Origin of the sequence: Pseudorhodoferax sp. Leaf274 (assembly GCF_001422445.1) — a bacterium.
Classification (GTDB): domain Bacteria; phylum Pseudomonadota; class Gammaproteobacteria; order Burkholderiales; family Burkholderiaceae_C; genus Pseudorhodoferax.
In genome coordinates, this window is the sequence record NZ_LMNA01000030.1 from 274,957 (window position 1) to 296,849 (window position 21,893).

A 21,893-nucleotide genomic window follows, 5' to 3' on the forward strand; every position below is an offset into this window, starting at 1 on the left:
AGCTGGTCCCCGGCCGGCGTGGCGGTGGCATCACAGTCAGGCTGCTGAACGCCAAGGCTCGGCAGTGCCTCGAAATGCCCGACCTTGGCCGCCTTGGAAGGCTTGGGCAACGTACTGTTGAGGCTGACGCGCCAGTGTGCCGGACCGAGCCCCTCAGGGCGGTCCCCGCACCGCATGCACAGGACAGGACGCGCTCGGTGCGGCTGCGCATGCGGACCATGGGTTGGCCTGGTGACGTCCTGCACGTGCTGGAACCGCCAGTTGCTCCGACGGTGGCGCATTCCGGGCCTTCTCGGTCCCTTCTAGCGCTTTGACCAGGGCAGCGTCTTTGAAGCCCCTTCCGGCGGCGAGCTTCTGCCACTCCTTGGCCGTCAGGTGCTTGTCGCTCATGAGTCGCTCTCCGGAAGGTTTAACCGTTGACGCGTAATGTAATCACTCAGGCTGCGGTGGATGCGGTTTCGTCGCCTTCGCCGGCACCACCCCGGATGCTGCCATCACCGTGCCAGAGGTCGTACCGTACAAGCTACACATGCCGAACCCCGCAGCCCATGTTGTGCGGGGCGCTTGCGAGCGCGACGCGATGCGCTGGATCCGCCATCACACGCGGATGAGCGTGGGCCTGGCAAAGCAGGGTGTGGGCATCGCGGACGATTGGAGTCGCGGGCCCGGCATCGCCATGACCGGCTCGACAGGGCGCCGGCCTCTGCATACCGCCAACGCGGTATTGACGGGTGGCCGTCTGCTCAACACACTGCGCGGCGTGCAGGTCGTTGCGACGCTGGCGATTGAATTCGAGTTCTTCGACCCATCTTGGTGTCACTGTCATGCAGGTCCATCACCGGGCGGCAGGTCATGCCCTCGTCGCGTGCGAACGCGCTATTTCTCACCGGCGTGGTGGCCTTTGCGACAGCGCGCAGGTGGCCACACGCCGGAAGTCGGCGCGTCGTGCGAACGGTGCGCGCCCAATGCTGGAGACACCGATGTACCGATCCCCCATGTTCCAACCGTCTGCAGGAATGCATCCATGACGCTTTTTTCCGCTGTGACGCGCTTCTCGACGATGGCAACGGTTTGTCTCGCAGTACACGTCGGGGCTGCGCATGCCAGTCCGGTGTATGTGACAGTGGACGTTTCGGGCACGTCCGATATGGACGAGAGAGGCGCCGAAAGCAACACCGTCAGAGACCTGTCCATCGGCGCAGGCGCGACCATCGAGAGCTTGAAGTGGGCCATCAATCTCACCAGCTACGATCCCAGCTATCTGTCAGAGATGCAACTGACCTTCAGCGATTCGCTTGGCAATGGCGTCACGTTCACTCCGGGGGGCGGCGACGACTTTGAAGGCACCAACAGCTACGCCGGATTCCAGGACTTGCGCCTGCTCGGCCAGCAGTTTCAACTGGGCGACGACGGATTGCTGCGTTTGGAGTTTCACGACGCTTACAAGGACCTGGCGTTCGACGAGCCGGAGGGCATGTGGAACTTCGGATCCCTCACTTTCGGCGTTTCGACGGTGCCGGAGCCACAGGTTCTCTCATTGATGCTGGTTGCGTTGGTATCGATGCTGGGCGTTGCAAGATGGCGCTCGTCCACGGCGCAACGCGCCTGACGCGCGTCGCGGACGCCGTCATCCCCTGAGCCGCATTTCGAGTTCTTCCAGGCCCCAACATGTCGTCAAGCACCCTCTTTCATGCTTTCGCGCGTCTCTTTCACCGTGTGGCTGGGCCGGCGGCGATAGCCCTTGCCTCCTGGACCGCCGGACCCGGCGTGTTCGCGCAAGCCGTTTTTGAGGTCGCCAAGCCCATCCCGCTCTACTCTTACTACGCTGAGGGCAATGTGAACGCCGTGGTCAACGCGCCCACATCCCGCCCCACGCCTTCGTTCGTGCTGATGGGCGGGGGGCCAGACGTCGATTCCGCCTTTCGATGGCTCATTCAACGAGCGGGCATCACACGCGGCAGCGGCGGGCGGTTGGTCGTGGTTCGAGCAAGCGGAACCGGCGCCTACAACCCCTACATCCTCTACAGCGATGAAACCCTCTCGACGTCCGACAAGGTCGCAGACCAGTGGGTCGGCGGTGCCTCCTTGGGCCTGTCGTCGGTCGAGACGCTCGTGATTCCGAGCGTGAAGGCGGCCAACAGCGCGGCCGTCAACGCCATCGTCGCCAAGGCCAATGTGGTCTTCATTGCCGGTGGCGACCAAGGCCAGTACATCCGGTTCTGGAAAGGGACGGCGCTGGAGCAGACGCTCAAAGGCCTGATGCAAAGGAACGTCCCCATTGGCGGAACGAGTGCGGGCTTGGCGGTGCTCGGGCAGTTCGACTATTCCGGGCTCTACAACTCGGCCACTTCAGAGTTGGCGATGCTCGATCCGTTCTACAGAGACATCACGTTCGACCCCTCTCCCTTGAGCCTGAGCGGTGGCTTCATTGCACCACCTGCCTTGGAGAGTCTCATCTTCGATTCCCACTTCGACAGCCGCGATCGCATGGGGCGACTGGTGGTCTTCACCTCGCGGATCGTCGCGCCCGTCAGCATGTCTGGCAGCGTCTATGGATGCAGCGGTGGTGTGCTCCCTGCGTCGTCCAGCGGCAACAAGACGGCGCGCGGCATCGGCATCGGTGTCGAAACCGCCCTATTGGTGCAAGGCAATGGTGACGGCCGACCGGTCACTGCGACGCGCGTCACCAACCCGTCAACGACGACTGAAAGCGCGGTCTACTTCGTCCGTCCCTCGATCCCGCCAACCGTTTGCAAGCCGCAGACACCTCTGTCCGTGTCGACGGTGGAGGTGAGGAAGTTGGCTGATTCCGTGACCACTTTCAATTTGACCGATTGGACCGGTGCGCCGCTGTACCGGTACGTCGATGTGAACGCCGGCCAATTGTCTCCGGCGGATTGGCATTAGCCCTGCGAACGGCTGGCCACATGGCCGCGGCAGCCGAAGCAGTGATGGGTTCCCCACGCCTTTGAGGTCGACGGCTTGCTGGACCGGCGATTCGCTCTTCACACCACTCGAGATGAGCCTTGATTGCGCGCCAGTGCTTCTGATCTCTTTGAAGCACCAGAGGGGCGACCCCCGGCGATGGCGTTGTGGAGTGAGCCGTCAATGAACCGCGCCCTTGCGCGCGGCGCCAGCTCCAACCCGCGCGCAGCGCTCTACGCCGCGCCGAGCACGATGGTCCGGGGCAGCATGAGGGGCGGTGGGGCAGTTCTGCGTGGAAATCCACAAGCTTTCCCTGGAAGTGACGCACAAGGAATCGCGGCGCCACATGGAGCCGATCACCGAGTTGGGCCTGCCCGCGCTGCAGATCCACCACTTTTTCGGCCTGTACGTGCCGGCCGGAACGCCCGCTGCGGTTGAGGTCCACAATCCGCACGCCCTCCGGATGGTCTCCACGCCTATGCTGACATCGCTCGACCCTGCCCGAATTTTTCTCAAAGACCTCCCATGGACCTTCCTCGGAGAAGTCGCGCTGCGAAGCGTCTTCGCCTACTGCGCCGTCTTCGTGTTCTTGAAGCTCAGCGGGCGCCGTGGCATTCGGCAGTTGTCGCTGTTTGAGCTGGTGGTCATCCTGACGTTGGGGTCGGCCGCAGGCGACGTGTCCTTTTACGAGGACGTGCCGCTTCTGCCGGTGACGATGGTGTTTCTGACACTTCTGGCGCTGTATCGGCTGACGACGTTTGCCACCGCGCACAGCAAGAAGTTCGAGACGTGGATGGACGGCAAGCCGGTGACTGTCATCGAGGACGGTCTGTACAAGCTGGAATCGTTGGAAGGTCTGAACATGTCGTCGTCCGAGCTGTTCATGGAGCTTCGGCAACAAGGCGTGGAGCACCTCGGCCAGGTCAGGTTGGCGATCTTGGAGATCGACGGCGAGGTGAGCTTGTACTTTTTCGAGCCGGAAGACGTGCAGGCCGGCCTGTCGGTGCTGCCGCCCGAGCATCGCCAGGTGGTCACCAGTCCGCCATCGCAAGGGTTGTACTGTTGCGTGCGGTGCGGCATGCCCCGTGAACTGCGTGTGGGCACGACCGCGCGTTGTGCTCGCTGCGACAACGACACCTGGACCAAGGCACTGACAACGCGCAGACCACGGTAGACGGTCGCCTGCTGCACGCCGCGCGCGGCACCGTCTTGTCTGCATTGGAGGCAGCGGACGTTGGTGATGGGCCCTATGCTCCAGCCTTTCCGCCATGATCGGCGCGTGCCATCTGCCGGGTTCGTCAAGAAGGGGAAGCAGTGACCGACAAGTACCAGAGTCCAGAGAATGGCGAGCCCCACGAGAAGGACAGGCAAGGCCGTGCCAGTGAGATGCTGGCGCCGACGTTCGGCGCAGCGGGCGATGCGACCCAGGCCATCGCCGCCTTGCTGCCGGAGCTGAAGTTCACGATCGGCCTGGTCACAGCGGCCTGCATCATCACGGGGCTCTACTTCGGGCGCGACGTGCTCGTGCCGCTGGCACTGGCGATCTTTCTCGGGTTTGTGCTGGACCCGCTCGTCGTCAAGCTCAGGCGGCTTGGTCTGCCAAGAACACCGGCCGTGATCGTCGTGGCCATCGCAACCTTGGCCGTGATTGCCTTGAGCGCCACATTCCTGGCGACCCAGATCGCCACGCTCAGCGCCCGCCTTCCAACCTACCAGAGCAACATCGCGGACAAATTGAAGAGCCTGCGGGAGAACGTCGACCGGCCCGGCATGTTCGAAGGCGCGTTCAAGACCTTGGAAATCGTGCGCCGCGAGATCAATGTGGTCGTGGCGGCGCCGCGCCCTGCGGCAGCCGCATCCCAGGCGCCCGGCGATCTGCCGCCCCGACGGGTCCTGATCGAGGAGACGCCGCAGTCGGTCATCGAACAGGCGGCCGACTGGCTGAAGTTGGGCAGCGGCCCCTTGGCGACGACCGGCATCGTCATGGTGTTCGTCGTGCTGATCCTGCTGGACCGCCTCGACCTGCGCGACCGCATGTTGCGGCTCTGGGGCGGCAGTTTGCAGCGGTCCACGGATGCCATGGACGAAGCCGGCGCGCGGATCAGCAAGTATCTGATCATGCAGTTGGTCGTCAACGCCAGCTTCGGGCTGCCCTTCGCCTTGGGCCTTTGGCTGATCGGCGTGCCGGGTGCACTGCTGTGGGGCGTGGCGGCGGTGATCACCCGGTTCGTGCCATATGTCGGGCCGATGCTCTCGTCGGTGTTCCCACTGGTCTTGGCGTTCGCCATCGACCCTGGCTGGGGCATGGTCCTGTGGACGATCGGCCTGATCTGTGCGCTGCAGTTCATCAGCAGTTACTTCATTGCACCGTGGCTCTATGGTGCCAGCACGGGCCTGTCAGCGATTTCGCTCATGACCTCTGCCATCTTCTGGACAGCCATGTGGGGACCGGTCGGTTTGGTGATGTCGACGCCACTGACCGTGTGCCTGCTCGTGATCGGCCGCTACCTCCCGCGCCTGCAGTTCCTGGACGTGCTGCTGGGAAGCCAACCCGCTCTCGATACGCAGACGCGCATCTACCAGCGCCTGCTGGCGGGCGACGTCGAGGAAGCGACCGAGTTGGCCCACGATCAGACGGCGGGTGGAAAGGTGACCGCGTTCTACGACCAGGTGGGCATGCCGGTCTTGCGCATGGCAAGCCATGACCATGCGATTGCGTCGACGACCCAGCACCGCCACCGCGTGGTGATCGGCATGAACGCTCTCATCGACGATGTCTCCGAACAACATCCGAGCACCGCAAGCTCCGGCCAACTCATGGCAATCTGCTTGGGTGCGAAGTGGGAAGTGGACTCGCTCGCCGCGCGAATGCTCGCCCATGCGCTCTCGCTGGAAGGCATTCCGGCGGCCCACCGCCCCGCTGCGACGGTCAGCGCCGACTACGTCGGCCGCCTCGACATCAAGGGCGCCAAGGTCATTTTGCTGTCGTATTTCAGCGGTGATCCGCGCATCGCTGCGCGTCAGTTCTGTCGCCGGCTTCGCAGACGCTGGCCCGATGCACAAATCATCCTGGGCCTTTGGAACGCGCCCGCCGACCTGCTCGGTGAAGACGCTTGCAAGGATCTCGGTGCCGACGCGGTGGTCACATCGGTCAACGAAGCGGTGGTGCGGATCGTGGCGTTGACGGGCGCCCGCTTGGCGGGGGGCTACGAGCCCGCGCAGGTGCTGCCCGATGACGGCGCCCGGGTCCAGGCATTGCGTGCGAGTGGTGCGCTCGACGCCCGGGCGATTCCCTTGTTCGATGCAGCGTCCAAACGCGCTGCCGACATCTTCGACGTGCCGCTGGCGATGGTCTCGTTGATCGACCATGATCGGCAGATCATCGGCTCTGCACGAGGTCCCCTGACGAACGCCGGTCCGGGCGGGAGCGCGGCCCTGTCTGGCGATGACCTCAGCATGCCGCGGTCACTGTCGATGTGCGGTCACGTCGTGGCCAACTCGCAGACCATGGTCGTTCCGGACGTTGCCCGGGATCTCCGGTTTGCCGGAAATCCGGCCCTGGCCGCCAAGGGTGTGCGCTTCTACGCAGGTGCGCCGTTGCGTAGCGCCAGCGGTCATTTGCTGGGTTCCTTGTGTCTTTTGGACCTGCAGCCCAGGATGATGACCGATCGAGAGGTCAAGCTCCTGGAGGCGATGGCCGACGACCTCGTGGAAAGCCTGCGCCAACACAGCGCCGACTGGGGCGCGAGCGTGCCCCAGGGCGATGTTCAGCTGCCCGCGTCGGCCATCGTCGGGCAGCCCATCGCGATGGGTTGACCGAAGGCCGAGTGCCCGCGCTCGAACCGATCATTGCTTCCGATGCCGGACCGCCGCGCGGTACAACGACATCAGCGGTGTCGCCGAAATGCCATGCAAGAAGACCGACACGGACACGGCCACCAGCACCGCGTCCGCGATCCCGTCGCTGCCGCCGGAATCCGCGCCGTGGGTCACCGCGTAAGCGAGGTAGTAGACCGATCCGACGCCCCTGATGCCGAACCATGCGGCCAGCCTTCGCTGTGAAGGGGCCCATCTGCCCCAGTAGGTGGTGATGTACACCGACAGGGGCCGTGCCACCGCCAACAGCGCAGCGGCCAACAGCAAGTTGCGGCTCGTGAACATGGCGGGCCGAAGCAGACAGCCGATCACAAGCATGGCCGCCAGCTCGACAAACTTCTCGAGCTCCTTCGCAAACCCAAGAACCTCGCGCGTCATGAGGTTGGCGGTCCGCGCAGTGGCCACCAAAGAAGGGTCGGGCTGGGGCTTTTCGTCGCTCTGGCGGCGGGCCTCGGCATCGGCCTCGCGCTGCACGTACCGCATGCTCAGACCCGCGACGAACACCGCCAGGAACCCGTACACATGGGCCTGCACCGCGATCCCATAGGTCACCGCGATGAGACCCAGCGCCAGGAAACTCTCCATCCCCATTGCCTGCTGCTTCTGGCTTTGCAGGTACAGCATCAGGCGGGTCGCAGCCGCGCCGCAACTCCAACCCAGTGCCAGGCCCCCGGTGATCGCCCACACGACGTCGAGGGCGATCCATCGGATGCCGCCGGTGCCAAGGCCGTGCAGGCCCACGAGGCCGAGGGCGAGAAGCACCATCGGAAACGCGGTGCCGTCGTTCAGTCCTCCCTCCGCCGTGAGGCCGAACCGCAGCTCGTCGTTGTCCTTTTCATGCTGGACTTGGACGTCGGACGCCAGGACAGGGTCCGTAGGAGCCAGGATGGCGGCGAGCAACAGGGCACTGGCCGTCGACCATTGCAGCGCCAGTCCGACACCCATGACCACGGCGATCGTGATCACCATCGCCACTGTCGCAAGCGCAACCGGGAGCCGCCAGCTGTTCCAGGACGTGCGCACCTGCAACCGCAGGCCCACGGCAAACAAGGAGATCAGCACCGTGGCTTCGCAGATCAACTCGACCCACCGGGCGTCGGCATGGATCTGCAGTTGCCACCATCCAAGGACGCTGGGGCCGACCATGTAGCCGATCAGCAGATAGAGCGCGGCAGCGCTCATCGGAAGCGTCTTGAGCAGGCTCCCGGACATGGCCATCAGGATCAGCAATGCGCCCACAAAAATATCCCACGTCGCGGCCGTCATCGATGGAATCCTTTGGTGCAAGCGCAGCATGGTCTGAAAGCGGCCTCCCCGAACGAGGGCCGTTCACTGCGAGCGCAAGAGTACGCCCAGCGGACCACGCTGAGCTGTCAGGCAGGTAGTCGCCGATGCCGCGGCATGGTCAGCACGCGCCGCAGTCCAACGAGGAATGCATGCGCATACGCGCTCGTCCGACAGCTTTGACGCGGTTTCCCGGTCAATATCTCTCGTCCCCCCCCGAGCACTCCCTGACCTGCACCACCCGGAACGAACATGACCTCCACCACCACCAGTGCACCCGCGTCGAATGAAGAGTTCATTGCATTCGCTCAGGAAGTGTTCCAGCGCGCGCGAACGGGTGATGCACAGACACTCGCCAAGCTGCTGCAAAAGGGGTTGCCACCCGACATGAGCAACCACAAGGGCGACACGCTGTTGATGCTGGCCTCCTACCACGGGCACGTCGATGCGACGAAAGCCCTGCTGGAAGCCGGCGCGGATCCGGATCGCTACAACGACATGGGGCAGACGCCGCTGGGCGCCTCTACGTACAAGGGATACCTGCCCATCGTGGAGCTGCTGCTGTCGCATGGTGCAAATCCAGGATTCGCTGCACCGGGCGGCAAGACGCCCTTGATGTTCGCCGCCATGTTCAACCGGCTCGAGATCATGCAAGTCTTGTTGGCGCAGGAAATCGACGTCGACGCAAGAAGCACGGAGGGTTTGTCGGCGCTTGATCTGGCGCGCAGCATGGGCGCTGTGGACACGGCGACGTGCCTGGAAGCGCGGACGCGGGCGGCGGACTGAAGCTTCTTCCGATGGAGACATGGAAGGCAGTGCAGCCGACAACGGGCATTCCTGCGGAACAGACGCATTGACAACTGTTGCCTCCTCAGACCGGCGGCAAGGTTGACCCAGCTCCCCGGTCCGGGGATGCGCGCCGGTTGCCGTCGGCAGGGCGATCGTCAGGTGCGCGGGTCGCGGTCCGACTTCGCGTTCGGTGCCGAGTCTGTTTCAGGCGCTCCGCCCGCACCCGGAATGCCTTCGCTGATGTGACGCTCAGCTGGGACTTCAGCCTTGGGCGCTGTGTCTGGTTTCGACGCGGCCCGGCCGGTGGCACCGGTCTTGCCGCCCTCAACCGCCGTCGCATCCTGGCGCGGGTGGTGATCCCCGTCAGCCCGGTACTCATGCGCCTTGCCGCTGATGGGCGTTGCTTCCATCGCCTCGGTGGCCGAGGCCCGTTCACCCGTCGGGTCGAGCTTCCTGATGTTCGCCATTGCATGCCTCCTTGGATTGCCATTGCAGGCTAGGACATCTGCGCGGCCTACATGTCGGATGGCAGCTCGAACACCGATCAGTTGGCGTGCCGAAGACCGCGTTGCCGGGTCTTCGCAGACGCCGCTGGGTGGGACCGACGACCGTCCGTGCACTCAACCCCGTTGGCCGGGCGTGATGGTGCCGCGCGGGCAGCTTTGACGCATTCCGATCCATCAGAGCTTTCGGGCACTGGCCGACACCTACAAGTGCCGGTTGTCGCGACATGCCGTCGCGTTCGAAAGTTGCGCGCACCGCTGTGAATGGTCGCGACTGTGGTGGTGTTTGTGGTGGGTGATCGAGCGCACGTGCTGGTGTACGGCCGCGTCACAGGGCTGCGCTACTGTTCCCATTCGGCTTGGGAGGCACCCGCCGGTATTCATCGCGATGGACCATGAAGCGGTGGTACGACATGCGCAGGGGCAGTCGCAACCGCTTGGGTCGATGGTGAAGAGCGAACTCAGCGCGGACGAAGGCGTGGCGCTGTGGTACGAGGGATCGAAGTTCCTGTACTGCTACGCTACCGTCCTCCCTCCCGTTGCACGTTGCCGACCATGCCATCTGCACTCCGCGATTCCTCCCTGATCCGCAACTGGCATGCCCACGTCTACTTCGACACCGGCTCCCGGCAGGAAGCGCTGCAGCTACGCCAGGCGATCGAGACACAGCTCGCCGGCAAGCTGGAGATGGGCCGTTTCCACGAGAAGCCGGTCGGGCCCCACCCGATGTGGAGCTACCAGCTGGGCATCGGCACGGCGGACTTCGCGCGGGTGGTCGGCTGGCTGGCCTTGAACCACGGGACGCTGGACGTCTTCGTCCACCCCAACACGGGTGATCCGCTGCGGGACCACCGCGACGCGGCCTTGTGGATCGGCGCGTCCCACACGCTGGTCCTGTCGGTGTTCGATGGCGGCGCCAGCTGAGGGGCCGGCCATGGACGAACGCCGGTTCAGGATCGAGGTGCCGGGCAGCGGATCGGTCGGCGCCGTGGCCACGGGCGGGGGCGAGCCCGATGCGGCCTACGTGTTCGCCCATGGCGCTGGCGCGGGCATGGACCATGTGTTCATGCAGCGTGTCGCTGCCGGCCTTGCCGATCGGCGGATCGCCACGCTGCGCTTCCAGTTCCCGTATTCCGAGGCCGGCAGGCACCGGGTGGACGCACCCGCCGTGGCCCAGGCCACCGTGCGGGCGGTCGTCGGGCAGGCCAACCAGTTGTGGCCGCTCACGCCGCTGTTCGCGGGTGGCAAGTCCTTCGGCGGCCGCATGGCATCGCAGGCGCAGGCGCTGGAGCCGCTGGCCGGCGTGCTGGGCCTCGTGTTCCTCGGCTTTCCGCTGCATCCCGCGGGCAAGCCGTCGCTCGACCGCGCGCCGCACCTGTTCGACATCGGCGTTCCCATGCTGTTCGTGCAGGGCACGCGCGACGCCCTGGCCGAGGCGCCGCAGCACGCGGCCTTGCTGCAGCGGCTGGGGGCGGCGGCGACGCGTGCCGACATCGACGGCGCCGACCATTCCTTCTCGGTCCTGCGGCGCAGCGGACGCACCGACGCGCAAGCGCTCGACGAAGCGCTCGACTGGATACTGGTGTGGACCCAGGCCGTCACCTGCGCCGCGCGGGACACCGCGGCATAGGCCAGCCCGCATCGGCCATGACGGCGCCCGCCGACGCGCCGATCAGGGCAGCGCCGACGCGGCACCCGGGGCGCACTGCCGCAGCATGCCCGCATGCAACACGACCGTCTCGACACCGCCGAACCCATCCAGCAGATGGAGTCCCCGACCTGTGCCGCCAAGCGCATGGCCGCAGGCCTGCATGCGGAACTCGGCTTGGCCGCGAACGGCAAGGCCCTGCGCCACGATCGCCTGGGGCCATGGGACACCGACCGGGCCGCGCGCAGGGACGCACGCCCCATGTGGTGACCTGGGGGCGCTGACGGCCACTCGATGGGGCGCCACCGACCGTGGCGCTGCGCGCTATGTGGCGCGGCCCGGCAGGGCAGAGAACTGCCAGCGTGCCTCGCCGGTCAGTTCCAGGTGGTGCGTGTGGAACTTGCGCACGGCGTCCCGGTGGGCCACGCTGATCAGGCAGGCCCCGCTGCGCCGCAGCCGGGCGTAGATCGCCGATTCGTTCTCTGCGTCCAATGCGCTGGTGGCTTCGTCCAGCACCACCACCGCGGGGCGGTGCACCAGCACCCGCGCCAGGGCCAGGCGCTGCTGCTCGCCCATGGAGAGCAGCTTGTCCCACGGCCGATCCGCATCCAGGCCCTGCGGCGCGTGGGCGAGATGGTGCAACTGCACGTCGGCCAGTGCGCTCAGCAGCTCCGCATCGCCGACCTGCGCATCAGGGCAGGGGTAGAGCAACTGGCTGCGCAGGCTGCCCTGGCGGACGTAGGGCCGCTGGGGCAGGAAGAACAGCTGCTCGCCGGGCGGATGGCAGATGCGGCCCGAGCCTTCGCGCCACAGCCCGGCCAGCGCGCGCAGCAATGAACTCTTGCCGCACCCGCTCACGCCCGTGATCAGCAACGCGTCGCCCATCGCCAGCGCGAAGCTGAGCTGCTCGATCAGGATGCGCTGCGAGCCCGGGACCGCCACGCACAGCTGCTGCGCGCCGATGAAGTCGGCCGCGTCGTGCCGGATCCCCGGGCCTTGCGCCGCATGTTCCTGCACGGACGCAGCGCCCTCGCGCCCGCCCTCGTGCCGCGGCTTGAGCAGTTGCTGCGACAGCTCGTGCAGCCGGTCGATCCCCGCGACGAAGCGGCTCAGGCTCTCGAAGTTGTCGACGATCAGCGCGACGGCGCCCAGCACCATGGCGAACGCGCCGGCGGCCTGCACCGCATGCCCCACCTCGAGCCGGCCGGCCAGCACGTCGGCGGCAAGCAGCACCGCCGGCAGCACCAGGGTCAGCTGCGTGAACGCGCGCTGGAAAAGGTTCAGTGCGCATTGCCGGCGGATCAGGCGCGCGCAGTTGCTGAACACGGCCGCGAAGCGCGCGTCGATCTGCGAGCGCTCCTGCGCCTCCCCGCGGTGGAACGCGATCGACTCGGCGCTCTCGCGCACCTGGATCAGGTTGAAGCGCAGGTCGGCCTCCTTGCGCAACTGGGCGAAGTTCAGTGTGATCAGGGGCCGGCCGAACAGGTACATCGCCCCCACCGTTCCTGCAAGCGCGTAGACCACGAGGAAGCCGACCAGCGCCTCCGAGATCGACCACAGCACGGCGCTGAATGCCGCCAGCTGCATGACCGAGCCGATCAGGATCAGCAGGAAGTGCGTCGACCGCGCGGTGAACGTGTTGATGTCTTCGGCGATGCGCTGGTCCGGGTTGTCCAGTTCGTCATGCTGGCCCAGGGTGTAGTAGCGGCGGTCGGCCAGGTAGCCATCGAGGAACCGCCCGGTCAGCCAGCGCCGCCAGTGGTTGGCGAACGTGTCGCGCATGAAGTAGTAGACGGCGTAGCAGGGCGCGGCGAGCCCGACGAGCAGCAAGGTCATCCGCGCCGCATGCCAGAAGCGGTCCGCGTTGCGGCCCGCCAGCGCGGACATCAGCTCGCCCGCCTCGTCGTTCAGGAGCACCGCCAGCCGGGTCTCGCAGAGCATCAGCAAGACCAGGGCGGCCAGCAGGCTCCAGGCCTTGAACCGCTCGTTGCCGAGCCAGAACGGCTTGGCCAATTGCATGAAGCGTTGCCAAGTGCTGCTGCAGGGCAGCGGGAGGCGCGGGGTGCGGTCCGGATCCGGGATCGCTTGCGGCGTGGGCAGCGCCGCGGAGTTGACGTCTGGCATGGTCGGTGGCAAGTGGTTGCAGCGAGGCTAGGCCCCGTGCCTGCCCATCCTTGTGGGACAGCACCGCAGCTTGAAGGGAGCTTCGTTGCCGAGCGCTGCGTGCCGGGCCAGCCGTGGGCACCCGCGGCTTGCGGGACGGGGCAGGCGCTGCACGTATGCTCCCGGCATGTCCAGGGTGCTCATTGCGTGGGAACTGGGTGGCGCGTATGGCCACCTGTCGCGGCTGCTGCCGGTCGCGCTGGCCTTGCGGGCGCGCGGCCACGAGCCCGTGTTCGCCGTGCGCGACCTGATGGAAGTCGAATCCCTGCTGACGCCGCACGGCATCGCGGCCGTGCAGGCGCCGCTGTGGCTGGGACGGCTGCACAACCTGCCGCCGGCGATCCACTATGCCGAGCTGCTGATGCGCTTCGGCTATCTCCACCCGACGGCGCTGACGGGCATCTGCCGCGCCTGGCGGCACCTGCTGTCGCTGCTGCAGCCGGCCCTGGTCGTGATGGACCATGCTCCCACCGCGCTGCTGGCCACGCGCGGGCTGCGGCTCGGGCGGCTGAACCTGGGCGATGGCTTCTGCATTCCGCCGCCGGGACGGCCCATGCCCTCGTTCGTCTGGTGGCAGCCCGGCCAGCCCGCCCGCGTGCAGGATTCCGAGGCCCAGGTCGTGGCGGGCGCCAACGGCGTGCTGCAGGCGCTGGGTGCGCCGCAGCTCGGTGCGCTGTCCGAGCTGGCCGAATGCGATGCGCAGATGCTCTGCACGTTCGCCGAGCTGGACCACTATCCCGGCCGCGACGGGGCCGAGTTCGTCGGCCCCATCTTCTCGCTGGGCCGCGGGGTGGACATGGACTGGCCCGGCGGCGATGGGCCGCGCGTGTTCGTCTACCTGCACGCCGGCTACCCGCAGATCGAATCGGTGCTGGCGGCGCTGCAGCGCACGCCGGCGCGGGTGCTGGCCCATGTTGCCGGCGCGTCCCAGCAGACCATGCTGCGCTTCGGCTCCGCGCGCCTGCGGTTTTCCCCTGCGCCCCTGAACATGGCCGCCATGTGCGCGCAGTGCGACCTGGCCGTCGGCCATGGCGGCGCCGGCACGGTGGCGGCCATGCTGCTGGCGGGCAAGCCCCAGCTGCTGCTGCCCATGCACATGGAGCAGGCCATGGCCGCGCGGCGTGTCGCGGGCCTGCAGGCTGCGGCGGCCGTGCCGCCGGAGTCGGCCGGGCAGGTGCAGGAACTGCTGGCGGCGCTGCTGGCCGAGCCCGCGCTGGCGCAGGGTGCGCGCGCCTTCGCCGCGCGCCATGCCGGCTACGACCAGGCCACGGCCATCGACCGGGTGGCCGACTGCTGCGAGGCGCTCATCGCACAGGCCATACAGGCCTCACAGGCCACGCGCTGAGCGCACGCTAAGCCGACGCGGCCTGCCAGGCCGCGCTTACTCAGCCGCCGTCGCCCAGGTCGCGGGCGAGGGCGGCCCGGTCCGCGGGCGGCGCCGCGTCCAGCAGCGCGGCGACGAACAGCGCCTGGTCGCCCTGGCTGCGCTCGGCCGCGCGCTTGACCATCACCCGCGCGATCGGGCCCATGCGGCGCACCATGAGCTGCATGGCACGGGCCTGGAATTCCTCGCCCAGCGCCACCCTGGCGACCGGTCCCGCAGCGCTGGCCGCAGCCGTGGCGCCCGGGCCCGGCTGCGCGTGGGTGCGGCCCGCTCCGGTGCCGCTGCCCGTGGCCGCCGCCATGACCGTGCCGCCGCTGATGGCGCTGATGAACTTCTGGCGCTGCGCGGCTTCGGGAATGTGGGCCGACACGGCCTCCGCCAGGCTCGTCACGTCGCTGCAGCTGCCCGCGGCCCTGCGCACCATGATCTTGGCCAGTGGCCCGATGTGGCTGGCCAGGGCGCGTTCGACGCGGCTGAGCTGGTCCGCATCCCAGGCGCCAGGCGCGGCGGTGTGCGCCGGGCGGGACGTGCCGTCGGCCGGGCGCGGCTCGCGCACCGCCGTGGCCACCGCGCGCGCCCAGTGCTCCGGCGCGACGATGACCGTGGCATCGCTGCTGGCGGCGGCCGCGGCCGCGCTGGCCGCGTCCAGCAGGGCCTGGCGCATGTCCTTGGCGCTGCCGAAACGGTCGGCCGGCGACTTGGCCATGGCCCGCGCGACGATGCCGTCGTAGGCCGCCGGCCGCATGCCGCCGCTCGCCACGCTGGCGGGCGGCGGCTGCTCGTTGAGGATCTTGTACATGACGACTTCGGCGGAACCGCTGAACGCGGGCCGCCCCGCCAGCAGCCGGAACAGCAGCACCCCGCAGGCGAAGAGGTCGGTGCGGTGGTCGATGCCTTCGCCGATGTACTGCTCCGGCGCCATGTAGCCCGGCGTGCCGATCATCGACGCCGCCTGCGTAAGCCCGGCGTGCTCGATCCGGGCAATGCCGAAGTCGGTCAGCTTCACCTGGCCGGCGGCGGTCAGCAGCAGGTTGGCGGGCTTGATGTCCCGGTGCCAGACGCCGTTGGCGTGCGCCACGGCCAGCGCGTCGAGCAGCTGGTCCATGATGCGCAGCACCTGCGCGTCGGCCAGCATGGCGGTGCCGGCCAGCACGTGGTCCAGGTTGCGGCCTTCGACGAACTCCATGACGATGTAGGCGTCGCCCGCGTCCTCGCCGAACTCGTGGATCGCCACCACGCCCGGATGCGCGATCCGGCCGACGGCCTGCGCCTCGTTGCGAAAGCGCGCGACGACCGAGTCCTTGGCTTCGTGGTCGCGCAGCAGCGCCTGGTGGATGACCTTGATGGCCACCGGCCGGTGGATGTGCGGGTCGAAGCCCTTGTAGACCACGCCCATCGCGCCGGCGCCCAGCACTTCTGAGACGCTGTACTTGCCGATGCGTTCGGGAATGTCCATCGACGTGTCAGGCGTCCAGCATCTTCATGGCCTGGTCCAGGCTCTTGCGCATGCGGCCGAACGATTCGGACAGCACCCCGATCTCGTCCTTGGACTGCAGCTCGAACTGCGGCGCATCCTCGCCGAGCGATACCTTGTCGGCGATGGCGGACAGGCGCGACACCGGCTGGATCACGAGCTTGTACAGCATGAAGTTGAGCGCCGCGCCGATGAGGACGAACACGGCCGCCAGGACGCCGGCCACCACCATCAGCGCCTCGTCGGCGCGGCGCATGGGCACCGACATCGGGACGGACACCACCTGTGCCCCCAGCACTTCGTTGAGCTTCCAGCCGAAGCCGTTGGACGGGCCGTAGTGGTCGACCAGGGTCTTGGGCGCGGCGCTCGGCGTCGAGTGGCAGGACAGGCAGGCGGCGTTGCCGATGCGGATCGGCCTGGCCACGTACAAGGCCGTGCCGGTGGGCGTCTCGCGCTGCCCGACGAATTCCTTCAGGTCGGGCGAGCTGCGGAACTTGTTCACCACGTCCTCTTCCCATTCCACCGCCCTGTCGCGCGGGTTGGTGGGGTTGAGCATGGCGGACTTGAAGCCGTACTCCGGATACGTCTTCTGCAGCGCGGCCAGCACCTCGGCCGACGAATAGGCGGGCACGGACTGCGGCAGGAAGCTGTACTTCATCTGCGTTTCCAGCAACGGCCGGATCTGGTCCGCCGTGTAGGTGCTGACGGCGTTGGCCTTCTCGATCAACAGGCGCGCACGGTCGGCGACTTCCTCCTTCGCGGCCGTCTGCAGCATGTTGCGCGCCACCAGGCTCGCACCCGCGAGGCCGACCAGGAAGACCAGCAGGAAGATCAGGTTGAACTTGAGTAGCAGTTTCATGGTGCTCCGCGGTCGTGGTGGGTCAGTAGGGAGGGCGCCGCGGTTCCGGCGGCGACAGGATCGGGCCCCATTCGGGGTGGTTCTTGAGGCCGGACACGAGGCCGCGGCGGAACTCGGGCTGGCGCGCCAGTGGCCGCCAGCGCGCGAGATAGGCGCGGCGCAGCGCGGGCTCGGCATCGATCCACGGCTGCGCATGGGCATACGACAAGGCCCCGGCCGCCTGCGGCTCGACCGCCTGGTCCCGCCAGCGGGCCAGCCGCGAGGGCAGCTTGTCCATGAACGTGCGCGGCAGCGCGCCCAGGAAGGCGCGGCTGGGCCGGTCGGCGCGCTCGGGCGGCGCCGTGCCCCCGGCCGGAACGCTGAACAGCTCGCCGGGTTGCAGCACCACCGCCTCGCCGCCTGCGGGGCGCTGCACGGTCGCCTCGCCGGCTTCTGCGAACAGGCTGGCACCCGCCGCGTGCAGCCACAGCACCACGGTGCCGCCGGCGGTCGACACATCCAGCCAGGGCGACAGCACGCGGGCCCTGGTGCCGGCCGGTGCACTCAGCTTGAGCCAGCCCGACAGCAGGTACAGGCGCGCGCCGCCGCGGGCACCCGCCAGGCGCGGCGCCAGCAGCGCACGGGTGTCCGGGCCCAGGGCGATGTCCACGCCGTCGTTCTGCTCCAGCCGGGCCAGGCGCGCCTGCGCAGGCACATCGAACAGGTCGTCGGCCTTCAGGGCGACGCCTTCGGCCAGCGCCAGGCGTGCGCTGTCGCGCAGCAGGAAGGCCTCGCCGTCCAGCGTGGTGAGGACGCTGGTGGGCGGCGTGGCAGCGGCGGCAGGCCCGGTGCGCACGCCCATGGCCACGACGGTGCACAACGCGATACGTCGGGTTACAAACATCGGCGCATTGTCGCTCCCGGGTCTGCGGGCGGCAGGCATTCGTGTGTTTCGCAACACTTTTCCAGCGCTGCATCCGTTCAAACCGAGCAGCATTTCCTCGCTCTGGCGGGCGGCGCAGCTTGGCCGCAGCATGTTCGCGAACATCCGTGCACGGGTGTTACCGCTTGTCATTTGCTGCGAGCTATTGCACGATTTCGCGCCCCTATAGAAGGGCTGATAGGAGCGCTATGTGAGCGACATCGACCTGACCGAAGCGCTGGTGCATCCGAGATGGCAGCCCGCCTGGAGCGGCTGGACGTCGACGAGCTGGCTGCCCTGAATCTTTCACCATCACACGCCCTGGACCGGGCGCAGAGGAGCCGAGCATGAGCGACAAGAATCTGACCGAGCTGGAATGGAAGAAGTTCTCCAAGGGCCGCAACCTCAAGGACGCGGCCCTGGTCAAGGCGCTGGCCGACCTGGAGCGCGCCGCCAAGAGCGGCCCCGACGCCGAGCTGGCGGCACTGGCGGACATCGAGAAGCAGGCCGAGGTCCTGCGCAAGGCGGGCAAGGGCGACAAGGAGCTGGGGGCCTACCTGGACGGGCTGGACAAGGCCCTGGACAAGCAGCGCAAGCTCAGCACCGCCCAGGCCAAGAAGGCCGCCGCCCCGGCGCCCAGCGAAGGCGAGGACGAGGATTCGCCGGCGCTGCTGACCAGCAAGATGGTCCCGCTGATCCGCCAGGTCAAGAAGGGCGAGCAGATGCACGCGCTTCTGGCCAACACCGGCAAGGAGGTGGCGGTGATGCTGGCCAGGCGCGCCATCTCGCCGGCCCGGCGCAAGCTCATGACCGACTACCTGGACGGCGCGACCGCCAAGTTCTTCCCCGGCATCTGCATCTGGGAAGAGAACGCCTACACCTTCGTGCTGCAGACGCAGGCCGGCGGCCTGGCCAAGAAGGTCCGGGCCGCGCTGCTCAAGCAGGTCGAGCTGCGGCTGAAGGTGCGGGTGCGCGGCGAGGACCCGAGCGACGTGGACGACGACGGCGAGCCGGCCGAGCAGGAGGGCGAGGGCGCCGGGAACCAGGCCGCCAACGCTCCTTCGCCGGCGCAGGCCGGCACCATCCCCGACGCCCCGCCGCAGCCGCCCGATCCGCTGAAGGCGCAGTACGACACCCGCATGGCCACGCTGGAGCCGCGCGTGCTGGCCGCGCTGAAGGCGCAGGCTGGCGACGTGTCCAAGATCCGCGCCGTGGCCGAGTTCGTGCGTGGCAAGGCGCAGCTGAACGAATACAAGGCCGCGCTGGCCGGCATGGATTCGCTCGAGAAGCTGCTGCCCGGTGCGGCGCCGCAGCCGGCGGGCGACGAGGCCGGCGCCTTCAATGCGCGGCTGGCGGCGCTGCTGCCGCGCGTGAAGACGGCGCTGGCCGCGGGCGGGCCGGACGACATCAAGCTCAAGGTGAGCGAGGCCGGCGTGTTCGCGCGCAAGAAGGACTTCGCCCAGGCCCGTGCGCTGCTGGACGAGGCCGAGCGGCTGATGGCGGCCTCTGGCGGCGGCGGCGAGCCGGCCGCGGCGCCGGTGGCGCCTGAAGGCCAGTCCGCCAAGGCGGTGTCGCAGGTGGCATTCACGCAGTCGCGCCTGGCCTGGGACCAGGTGCGCAAGTTCGTGCAGGGCGAGCTGCGCAAGCTCGAATCGGCCATCCTGGCCGAGAGCACCGAGGAAGAGGACTACGACGCCATCCAGGCCGGCAGCAAGCAGCTGTACGAGGTGCTGGACGTGCTCGACGAGCGCCTGATCGACAAGCTCGACGAGGCCCTCAACGCCGAAGGCGACCAGCGCCGGGCGCTGCACGGCGAGGCCCGCGAGATCATCGACGAGTACCTCGACTACGTGAACAGCGAACCGTTGATGCAGGACATCGACGACAGCGGCTTCGTGGACCTGCAGATCCGTTCCACGCTCACCACCCGTTTGCAGAAGATGGCCGCCGACCTCGGTGCCAGCTTCGACCGTTACTGATCCGGAGACGACCGATGGCACTGTCCTCGAAACAACAGCAATTTCTCGACAACTACGTCCGCAAGCACTCCATCAAGGGCAAGGGCAAGACCAAGCGCGCCTCGGCGTTCTCGCTGGTGCGCCAGCAGACGGTGGAGCTGCTCAAGGCCCAGCCCTGGCTGCTGCCCGAGAACCCGGCGTTCCGCACGCGGCTGGACGACGCCGACGCGCTGGGCGAGCAACTCAAGTTCGACCGTGCATCCGTGGCCATGGGCCAACTGCTGGCCGACCTCAAGCAGGCCGTGCAGAACCGCCCGCAGGCCCCCGATCCGAAGAAGACGCAGGCGGGCGATCCGGCCCGGCGCCTGCAGCTGCGCAACCAGCGCGACGCCATCGTCAATGCGAACGACTGGACAGCGCTCTCGACCGGTGGCAGTGGCGGCGACCTCAAGATCATGCGTGCCCGCCTCACGCCGCTGCTGGACCGCGACCCCTTCACCGCGGCGCAGCTGGAAGAGGCGCGCACCGTGATCGACGAGCTGACCGTCAAGCGCGATTTCCTGCGCCAGCGCAAGGCCGAGATCGACAAGCGCATCCTGCAGCTCAACAAGTACGCGCTGCAGCTGCAGACCGCCAACCAGGCCTACCCCAACGTGGCGGTGCAGCAATTGGCCCAGAAGGCCCAGACGCTGGCCGGCAAGGCCGCCGCCACCTGGACCCGCGCCGACGAGAACGAGGCCACCTCGCTGTACCTGGACATGATGCTGGCGCTGTCCGAGCGCGACAACGTGGACCACAAGAACTTCAAGGAAGGCCAGGGCGGCGAGATCGTGCTGGCCGTGCGGCGCAAGTACAAGACCGACAACAACCAGCAGCCCCTGCCGGACGAGGCCAACTTCAAGATGGTCGTCAAGCCGATGACCGCGGAGATCCCCGTGGACGGCTTCAAGGCCGGCGGTGGCGCATCGCGCGAGATGATGGGCAGCGTCATGGGCGACAAACTGCAGGAGATGCTGGGCATCGACCTGAACGTGGCCAAGACGCGGCTGGTCAAGGTGGATGGCGCCCAGATCGGCCTGCAGGGGGGCGGCCAGACGACGGCGTCGGTGCAGGCCTTCGTCAAGGGCGGCATCTCGCCCATGGACCAGGCGGACCAGAACATCAGGGCGCGCGGCGTCACCGGGAAGATCTGGACCGCCGACGCCGCAAAAGAGGCCCTCTCCATCCTCAACACCAACGTGTCGGATGACGAGATCCAGGGCAAGGCCGTGTTCGACCTGATCGCGCTGCACGCAGACCGGCACATGGGCAACTTCCTGCTCGACGCCAACAACAAGCTCGTGCCCATCGACCACGGCAACATCCTGCCCACGCGCGAAGGCCTGCGCGGCCGCAGGTCCGAAATGGGCCCGCCCCACGCCATCCTGGCCGCCACGGACGCGGCACAGGAGAAGCTGTCACCCGAGATGGCCGACCGCGTGGAGCGGCTGAACATCGACGAACTGATGGCCGGCATGAAGACAGCGCACGAGGAGATGCGCCGTGTCACGCCCGATGCCGACGTGGGCGACCTCGACGAGGGCCTGGCCAATGCGCGCCGCTCGGCCGAGTTCATGAAGTTCGCGGCGCGCCAGCTCACCGTCGCGCAGGTCTATGCGTGCTACTCGAAAAACTTCGAGGACATCTTCTGCACCGAGGAGGACGACAAGCTGGCCGGCTTCACGCGGGCCGTGGTGTCGCAGACCGATGACACGACGGCTCGGGACACGCTCAAGCAACGCGGCAGTGATGAGGAACACCGCAAGACTGTGTGGGACCTGGGCTGGATGCGCTGGGGCAGCAACAACTACAACCCGCTGTTTGTCAGCACCATGCTGCCCAACTACCCGGAGCGTGTGCTGGAAATTCTCGACAAGCAACTGGCCGCACCGGCACTGAAGGCACCGCCCGGCATGGCGCCGTGTCCCAACGACGTCAAGGTGGACCATTGGAACTTCTACTGGGCGCTGGGCGGGGATGCCGCGGCCAAGCGCCTGGGGCTGCTGGGAGAAGACAACATCGGGAACCGCAACCAGGTGATGGCGCTGCGCCTGGCGGTCACGGGCAAGCTGCCCTGAGCCAGGCCGCCG

Annotated in this window: 17 protein-coding genes; 11 read left to right on the forward strand and 6 right to left on the reverse strand. The window is 67.6% G+C overall.

Going from position 1 to position 21,893, the window contains the following annotated elements:
* The first annotated feature begins 529 nt into the window (after positions 1 to 529).
* The 4 genes from ASF44_RS32230 to ASF44_RS28105 all read left to right on the forward strand — a co-directional run bounded on the left by ASF44_RS32230 (position 530) and on the right by ASF44_RS28105 (position 6,741).
* Positions 530 to 1,609 carry a hypothetical protein gene (locus ASF44_RS32230; protein WP_156374740.1) on the forward strand — a complete coding sequence of 360 codons (1,080 nt, stop codon included), beginning with the start codon at positions 530 to 532 and terminating at the stop codon, positions 1,607 to 1,609.
* A 59-nt stretch (positions 1,610 to 1,668) separates the two neighbouring features.
* Positions 1,669 to 2,907, forward strand: coding sequence for a cyanophycinase (locus ASF44_RS28095; protein ID WP_082525099.1), 1,239 nt, complete (start codon positions 1,669 to 1,671; stop codon positions 2,905 to 2,907).
* 310 nt (positions 2,908 to 3,217) lie between these two features.
* Complete coding sequence (locus ASF44_RS28100) at positions 3,218 to 4,099, forward strand: DUF421 domain-containing protein (RefSeq protein WP_200930672.1); 882 nt, start codon at positions 3,218 to 3,220, stop codon at positions 4,097 to 4,099.
* A gap of 140 nt (positions 4,100 to 4,239) precedes the next feature.
* A complete protein-coding gene (locus tag ASF44_RS28105; protein ID WP_156374741.1) occupies positions 4,240 to 6,741 on the forward strand; it encodes an AI-2E family transporter in 2,502 nt (833 codons plus the stop codon).
* A 30-nt stretch (positions 6,742 to 6,771) separates the two neighbouring features.
* Here ASF44_RS28105 and ASF44_RS28110 read toward each other — a convergent pair whose 3' ends face one another.
* Entirely contained in the window at positions 6,772 to 8,067 is a 1,296-nt protein-coding gene (locus tag ASF44_RS28110) for a sodium:proton antiporter (RefSeq protein WP_056902569.1), read from the reverse strand.
* Positions 8,068 to 8,337: 270 nt separating this feature from the next.
* Here ASF44_RS28110 and ASF44_RS28115 point away from each other — a divergent pair, with 270 nt between their 5' ends.
* On the forward strand, positions 8,338 to 8,871 hold the full coding sequence (locus ASF44_RS28115; protein WP_056902570.1) for an ankyrin repeat domain-containing protein: 534 nt from the start codon (positions 8,338 to 8,340) through the stop codon (positions 8,869 to 8,871).
* Positions 8,872 to 9,029: 158 nt separating this feature from the next.
* Here the strand turns inward: ASF44_RS28115 and ASF44_RS32235 are convergent, their stop codons facing one another.
* Positions 9,030 to 9,341, reverse strand: coding sequence for a hypothetical protein (locus ASF44_RS32235; RefSeq protein ID WP_156374742.1), 312 nt, complete (start codon positions 9,339 to 9,341; stop codon positions 9,030 to 9,032).
* A gap of 591 nt (positions 9,342 to 9,932) precedes the next feature.
* Between ASF44_RS32235 and ASF44_RS28120 the strand changes: the two genes are divergently transcribed.
* The 3 genes from ASF44_RS28120 (at position 9,933) to ASF44_RS28130 (ending at position 11,295) form a co-directional block, all read left to right on the forward strand.
* Positions 9,933 to 10,301, forward strand: a complete 369-nt coding sequence (locus ASF44_RS28120) for a DOPA 4,5-dioxygenase family protein (protein ID WP_056902571.1) — start codon at positions 9,933 to 9,935, stop codon at positions 10,299 to 10,301.
* A gap of 10 nt (positions 10,302 to 10,311) precedes the next feature.
* Positions 10,312 to 11,007, forward strand: coding sequence for an alpha/beta family hydrolase (locus ASF44_RS28125; RefSeq protein WP_056902572.1), 696 nt, complete (start codon positions 10,312 to 10,314; stop codon positions 11,005 to 11,007).
* Between the two features lie 93 nt (positions 11,008 to 11,100).
* A complete protein-coding gene (locus ASF44_RS28130; RefSeq protein WP_056902573.1) occupies positions 11,101 to 11,295 on the forward strand; it encodes a hypothetical protein in 195 nt (64 codons plus the stop codon).
* A gap of 54 nt (positions 11,296 to 11,349) precedes the next feature.
* On the opposite strand, the gene ASF44_RS28135 is transcribed toward ASF44_RS28130, so the two are convergent.
* On the reverse strand, positions 11,350 to 13,044 hold the full coding sequence (locus tag ASF44_RS28135; protein ID WP_082525153.1) for an ABC transporter ATP-binding protein/permease: 1,695 nt from the start codon (positions 13,042 to 13,044) through the stop codon (positions 11,350 to 11,352).
* Positions 13,045 to 13,315: 271 nt separating this feature from the next.
* Here ASF44_RS28135 and ASF44_RS28140 point away from each other — a divergent pair, with 271 nt between their 5' ends.
* Positions 13,316 to 14,533 carry a nucleotide disphospho-sugar-binding domain-containing protein gene (locus ASF44_RS28140; RefSeq protein WP_056902575.1) on the forward strand — a complete coding sequence of 406 codons (1,218 nt, stop codon included), beginning with the start codon at positions 13,316 to 13,318 and terminating at the stop codon, positions 14,531 to 14,533.
* Between the two features lie 40 nt (positions 14,534 to 14,573).
* Here the strand turns inward: ASF44_RS28140 and ASF44_RS28145 are convergent, their stop codons facing one another.
* Genes ASF44_RS28145 through ASF44_RS28155 form a run of 3 tightly spaced genes read right to left on the reverse strand, consistent with a single transcriptional unit; the run spans position 14,574 to position 17,788 of the window.
* Positions 14,574 to 16,028, reverse strand: coding sequence for a serine/threonine-protein kinase (locus tag ASF44_RS28145; RefSeq protein ID WP_056902576.1), 1,455 nt, complete (start codon positions 16,026 to 16,028; stop codon positions 14,574 to 14,576).
* A 7-nt stretch (positions 16,029 to 16,035) separates the two neighbouring features.
* Entirely contained in the window at positions 16,036 to 16,905 is an 870-nt protein-coding gene (locus tag ASF44_RS28150; RefSeq protein ID WP_056902577.1) for a DUF3365 domain-containing protein, read from the reverse strand.
* A gap of 22 nt (positions 16,906 to 16,927) precedes the next feature.
* Positions 16,928 to 17,788 (reverse strand): hypothetical protein, encoded by an 861-nt coding sequence (locus ASF44_RS28155; protein ID WP_156374743.1) that lies wholly within the window; start codon positions 17,786 to 17,788, stop codon positions 16,928 to 16,930.
* 365 nt (positions 17,789 to 18,153) lie between these two features.
* Here ASF44_RS28155 and ASF44_RS28160 point away from each other — a divergent pair, with 365 nt between their 5' ends.
* Both ASF44_RS28160 and ASF44_RS28165 read left to right on the forward strand, forming a co-directional pair.
* Positions 18,154 to 19,785, forward strand: coding sequence for a hypothetical protein (locus tag ASF44_RS28160; RefSeq protein ID WP_056902579.1), 1,632 nt, complete (start codon positions 18,154 to 18,156; stop codon positions 19,783 to 19,785).
* A 14-nt stretch (positions 19,786 to 19,799) separates the two neighbouring features.
* A complete protein-coding gene (locus ASF44_RS28165) occupies positions 19,800 to 21,881 on the forward strand; it encodes a hypothetical protein (RefSeq protein WP_056902580.1) in 2,082 nt (693 codons plus the stop codon).
* Positions 21,882 to 21,893: the final 12 nt, after the last annotated feature.

Bases quoted from the DNA above. Each gene is read 5' to 3' on its own strand.
- ASF44_RS28150 (WP_056902577.1), bottom strand. From the start codon at position 16,905: ATGAAACTGCTACTCAAGTTCAACCTGATCTTCCTGCTGGTCTTCCTG.
- ASF44_RS28130 (WP_056902573.1), top strand. From the start codon at position 11,101: ATGCAACACGACCGTCTCGACACCGCCGAACCCATCCAGCAGATGGAG.
- ASF44_RS28120 (WP_056902571.1), top strand. From the start codon at position 9,933: ATGCCATCTGCACTCCGCGATTCCTCCCTGATCCGCAACTGGCATGCC.
- ASF44_RS28145 (WP_056902576.1), bottom strand. From the start codon at position 16,028: ATGGACATTCCCGAACGCATCGGCAAGTACAGCGTCTCAGAAGTGCTG.
- ASF44_RS28160 (WP_056902579.1), top strand. From the start codon at position 18,154: ATGAGCGACAAGAATCTGACCGAGCTGGAATGGAAGAAGTTCTCCAAG.
- ASF44_RS28095 (WP_082525099.1), top strand. From the start codon at position 1,669: ATGTCGTCAAGCACCCTCTTTCATGCTTTCGCGCGTCTCTTTCACCGT.
- ASF44_RS32230 (WP_156374740.1), top strand. From the start codon at position 530: ATGCCGAACCCCGCAGCCCATGTTGTGCGGGGCGCTTGCGAGCGCGAC.
- ASF44_RS28135 (WP_082525153.1), bottom strand. From the start codon at position 13,044: ATGCAATTGGCCAAGCCGTTCTGGCTCGGCAACGAGCGGTTCAAGGCC.
- ASF44_RS28165 (WP_056902580.1), top strand. From the start codon at position 19,800: ATGGCACTGTCCTCGAAACAACAGCAATTTCTCGACAACTACGTCCGC.
- ASF44_RS28125 (WP_056902572.1), top strand. From the start codon at position 10,312: ATGGACGAACGCCGGTTCAGGATCGAGGTGCCGGGCAGCGGATCGGTC.
- ASF44_RS28140 (WP_056902575.1), top strand. From the start codon at position 13,316: ATGTCCAGGGTGCTCATTGCGTGGGAACTGGGTGGCGCGTATGGCCAC.
- ASF44_RS32235 (WP_156374742.1), bottom strand. From the start codon at position 9,341: ATGGCGAACATCAGGAAGCTCGACCCGACGGGTGAACGGGCCTCGGCC.
- ASF44_RS28155 (WP_156374743.1), bottom strand. From the start codon at position 17,788: ATGTTTGTAACCCGACGTATCGCGTTGTGCACCGTCGTGGCCATGGGC.
- ASF44_RS28110 (WP_056902569.1), bottom strand. From the start codon at position 8,067: ATGACGGCCGCGACGTGGGATATTTTTGTGGGCGCATTGCTGATCCTG.
- ASF44_RS28115 (WP_056902570.1), top strand. From the start codon at position 8,338: ATGACCTCCACCACCACCAGTGCACCCGCGTCGAATGAAGAGTTCATT.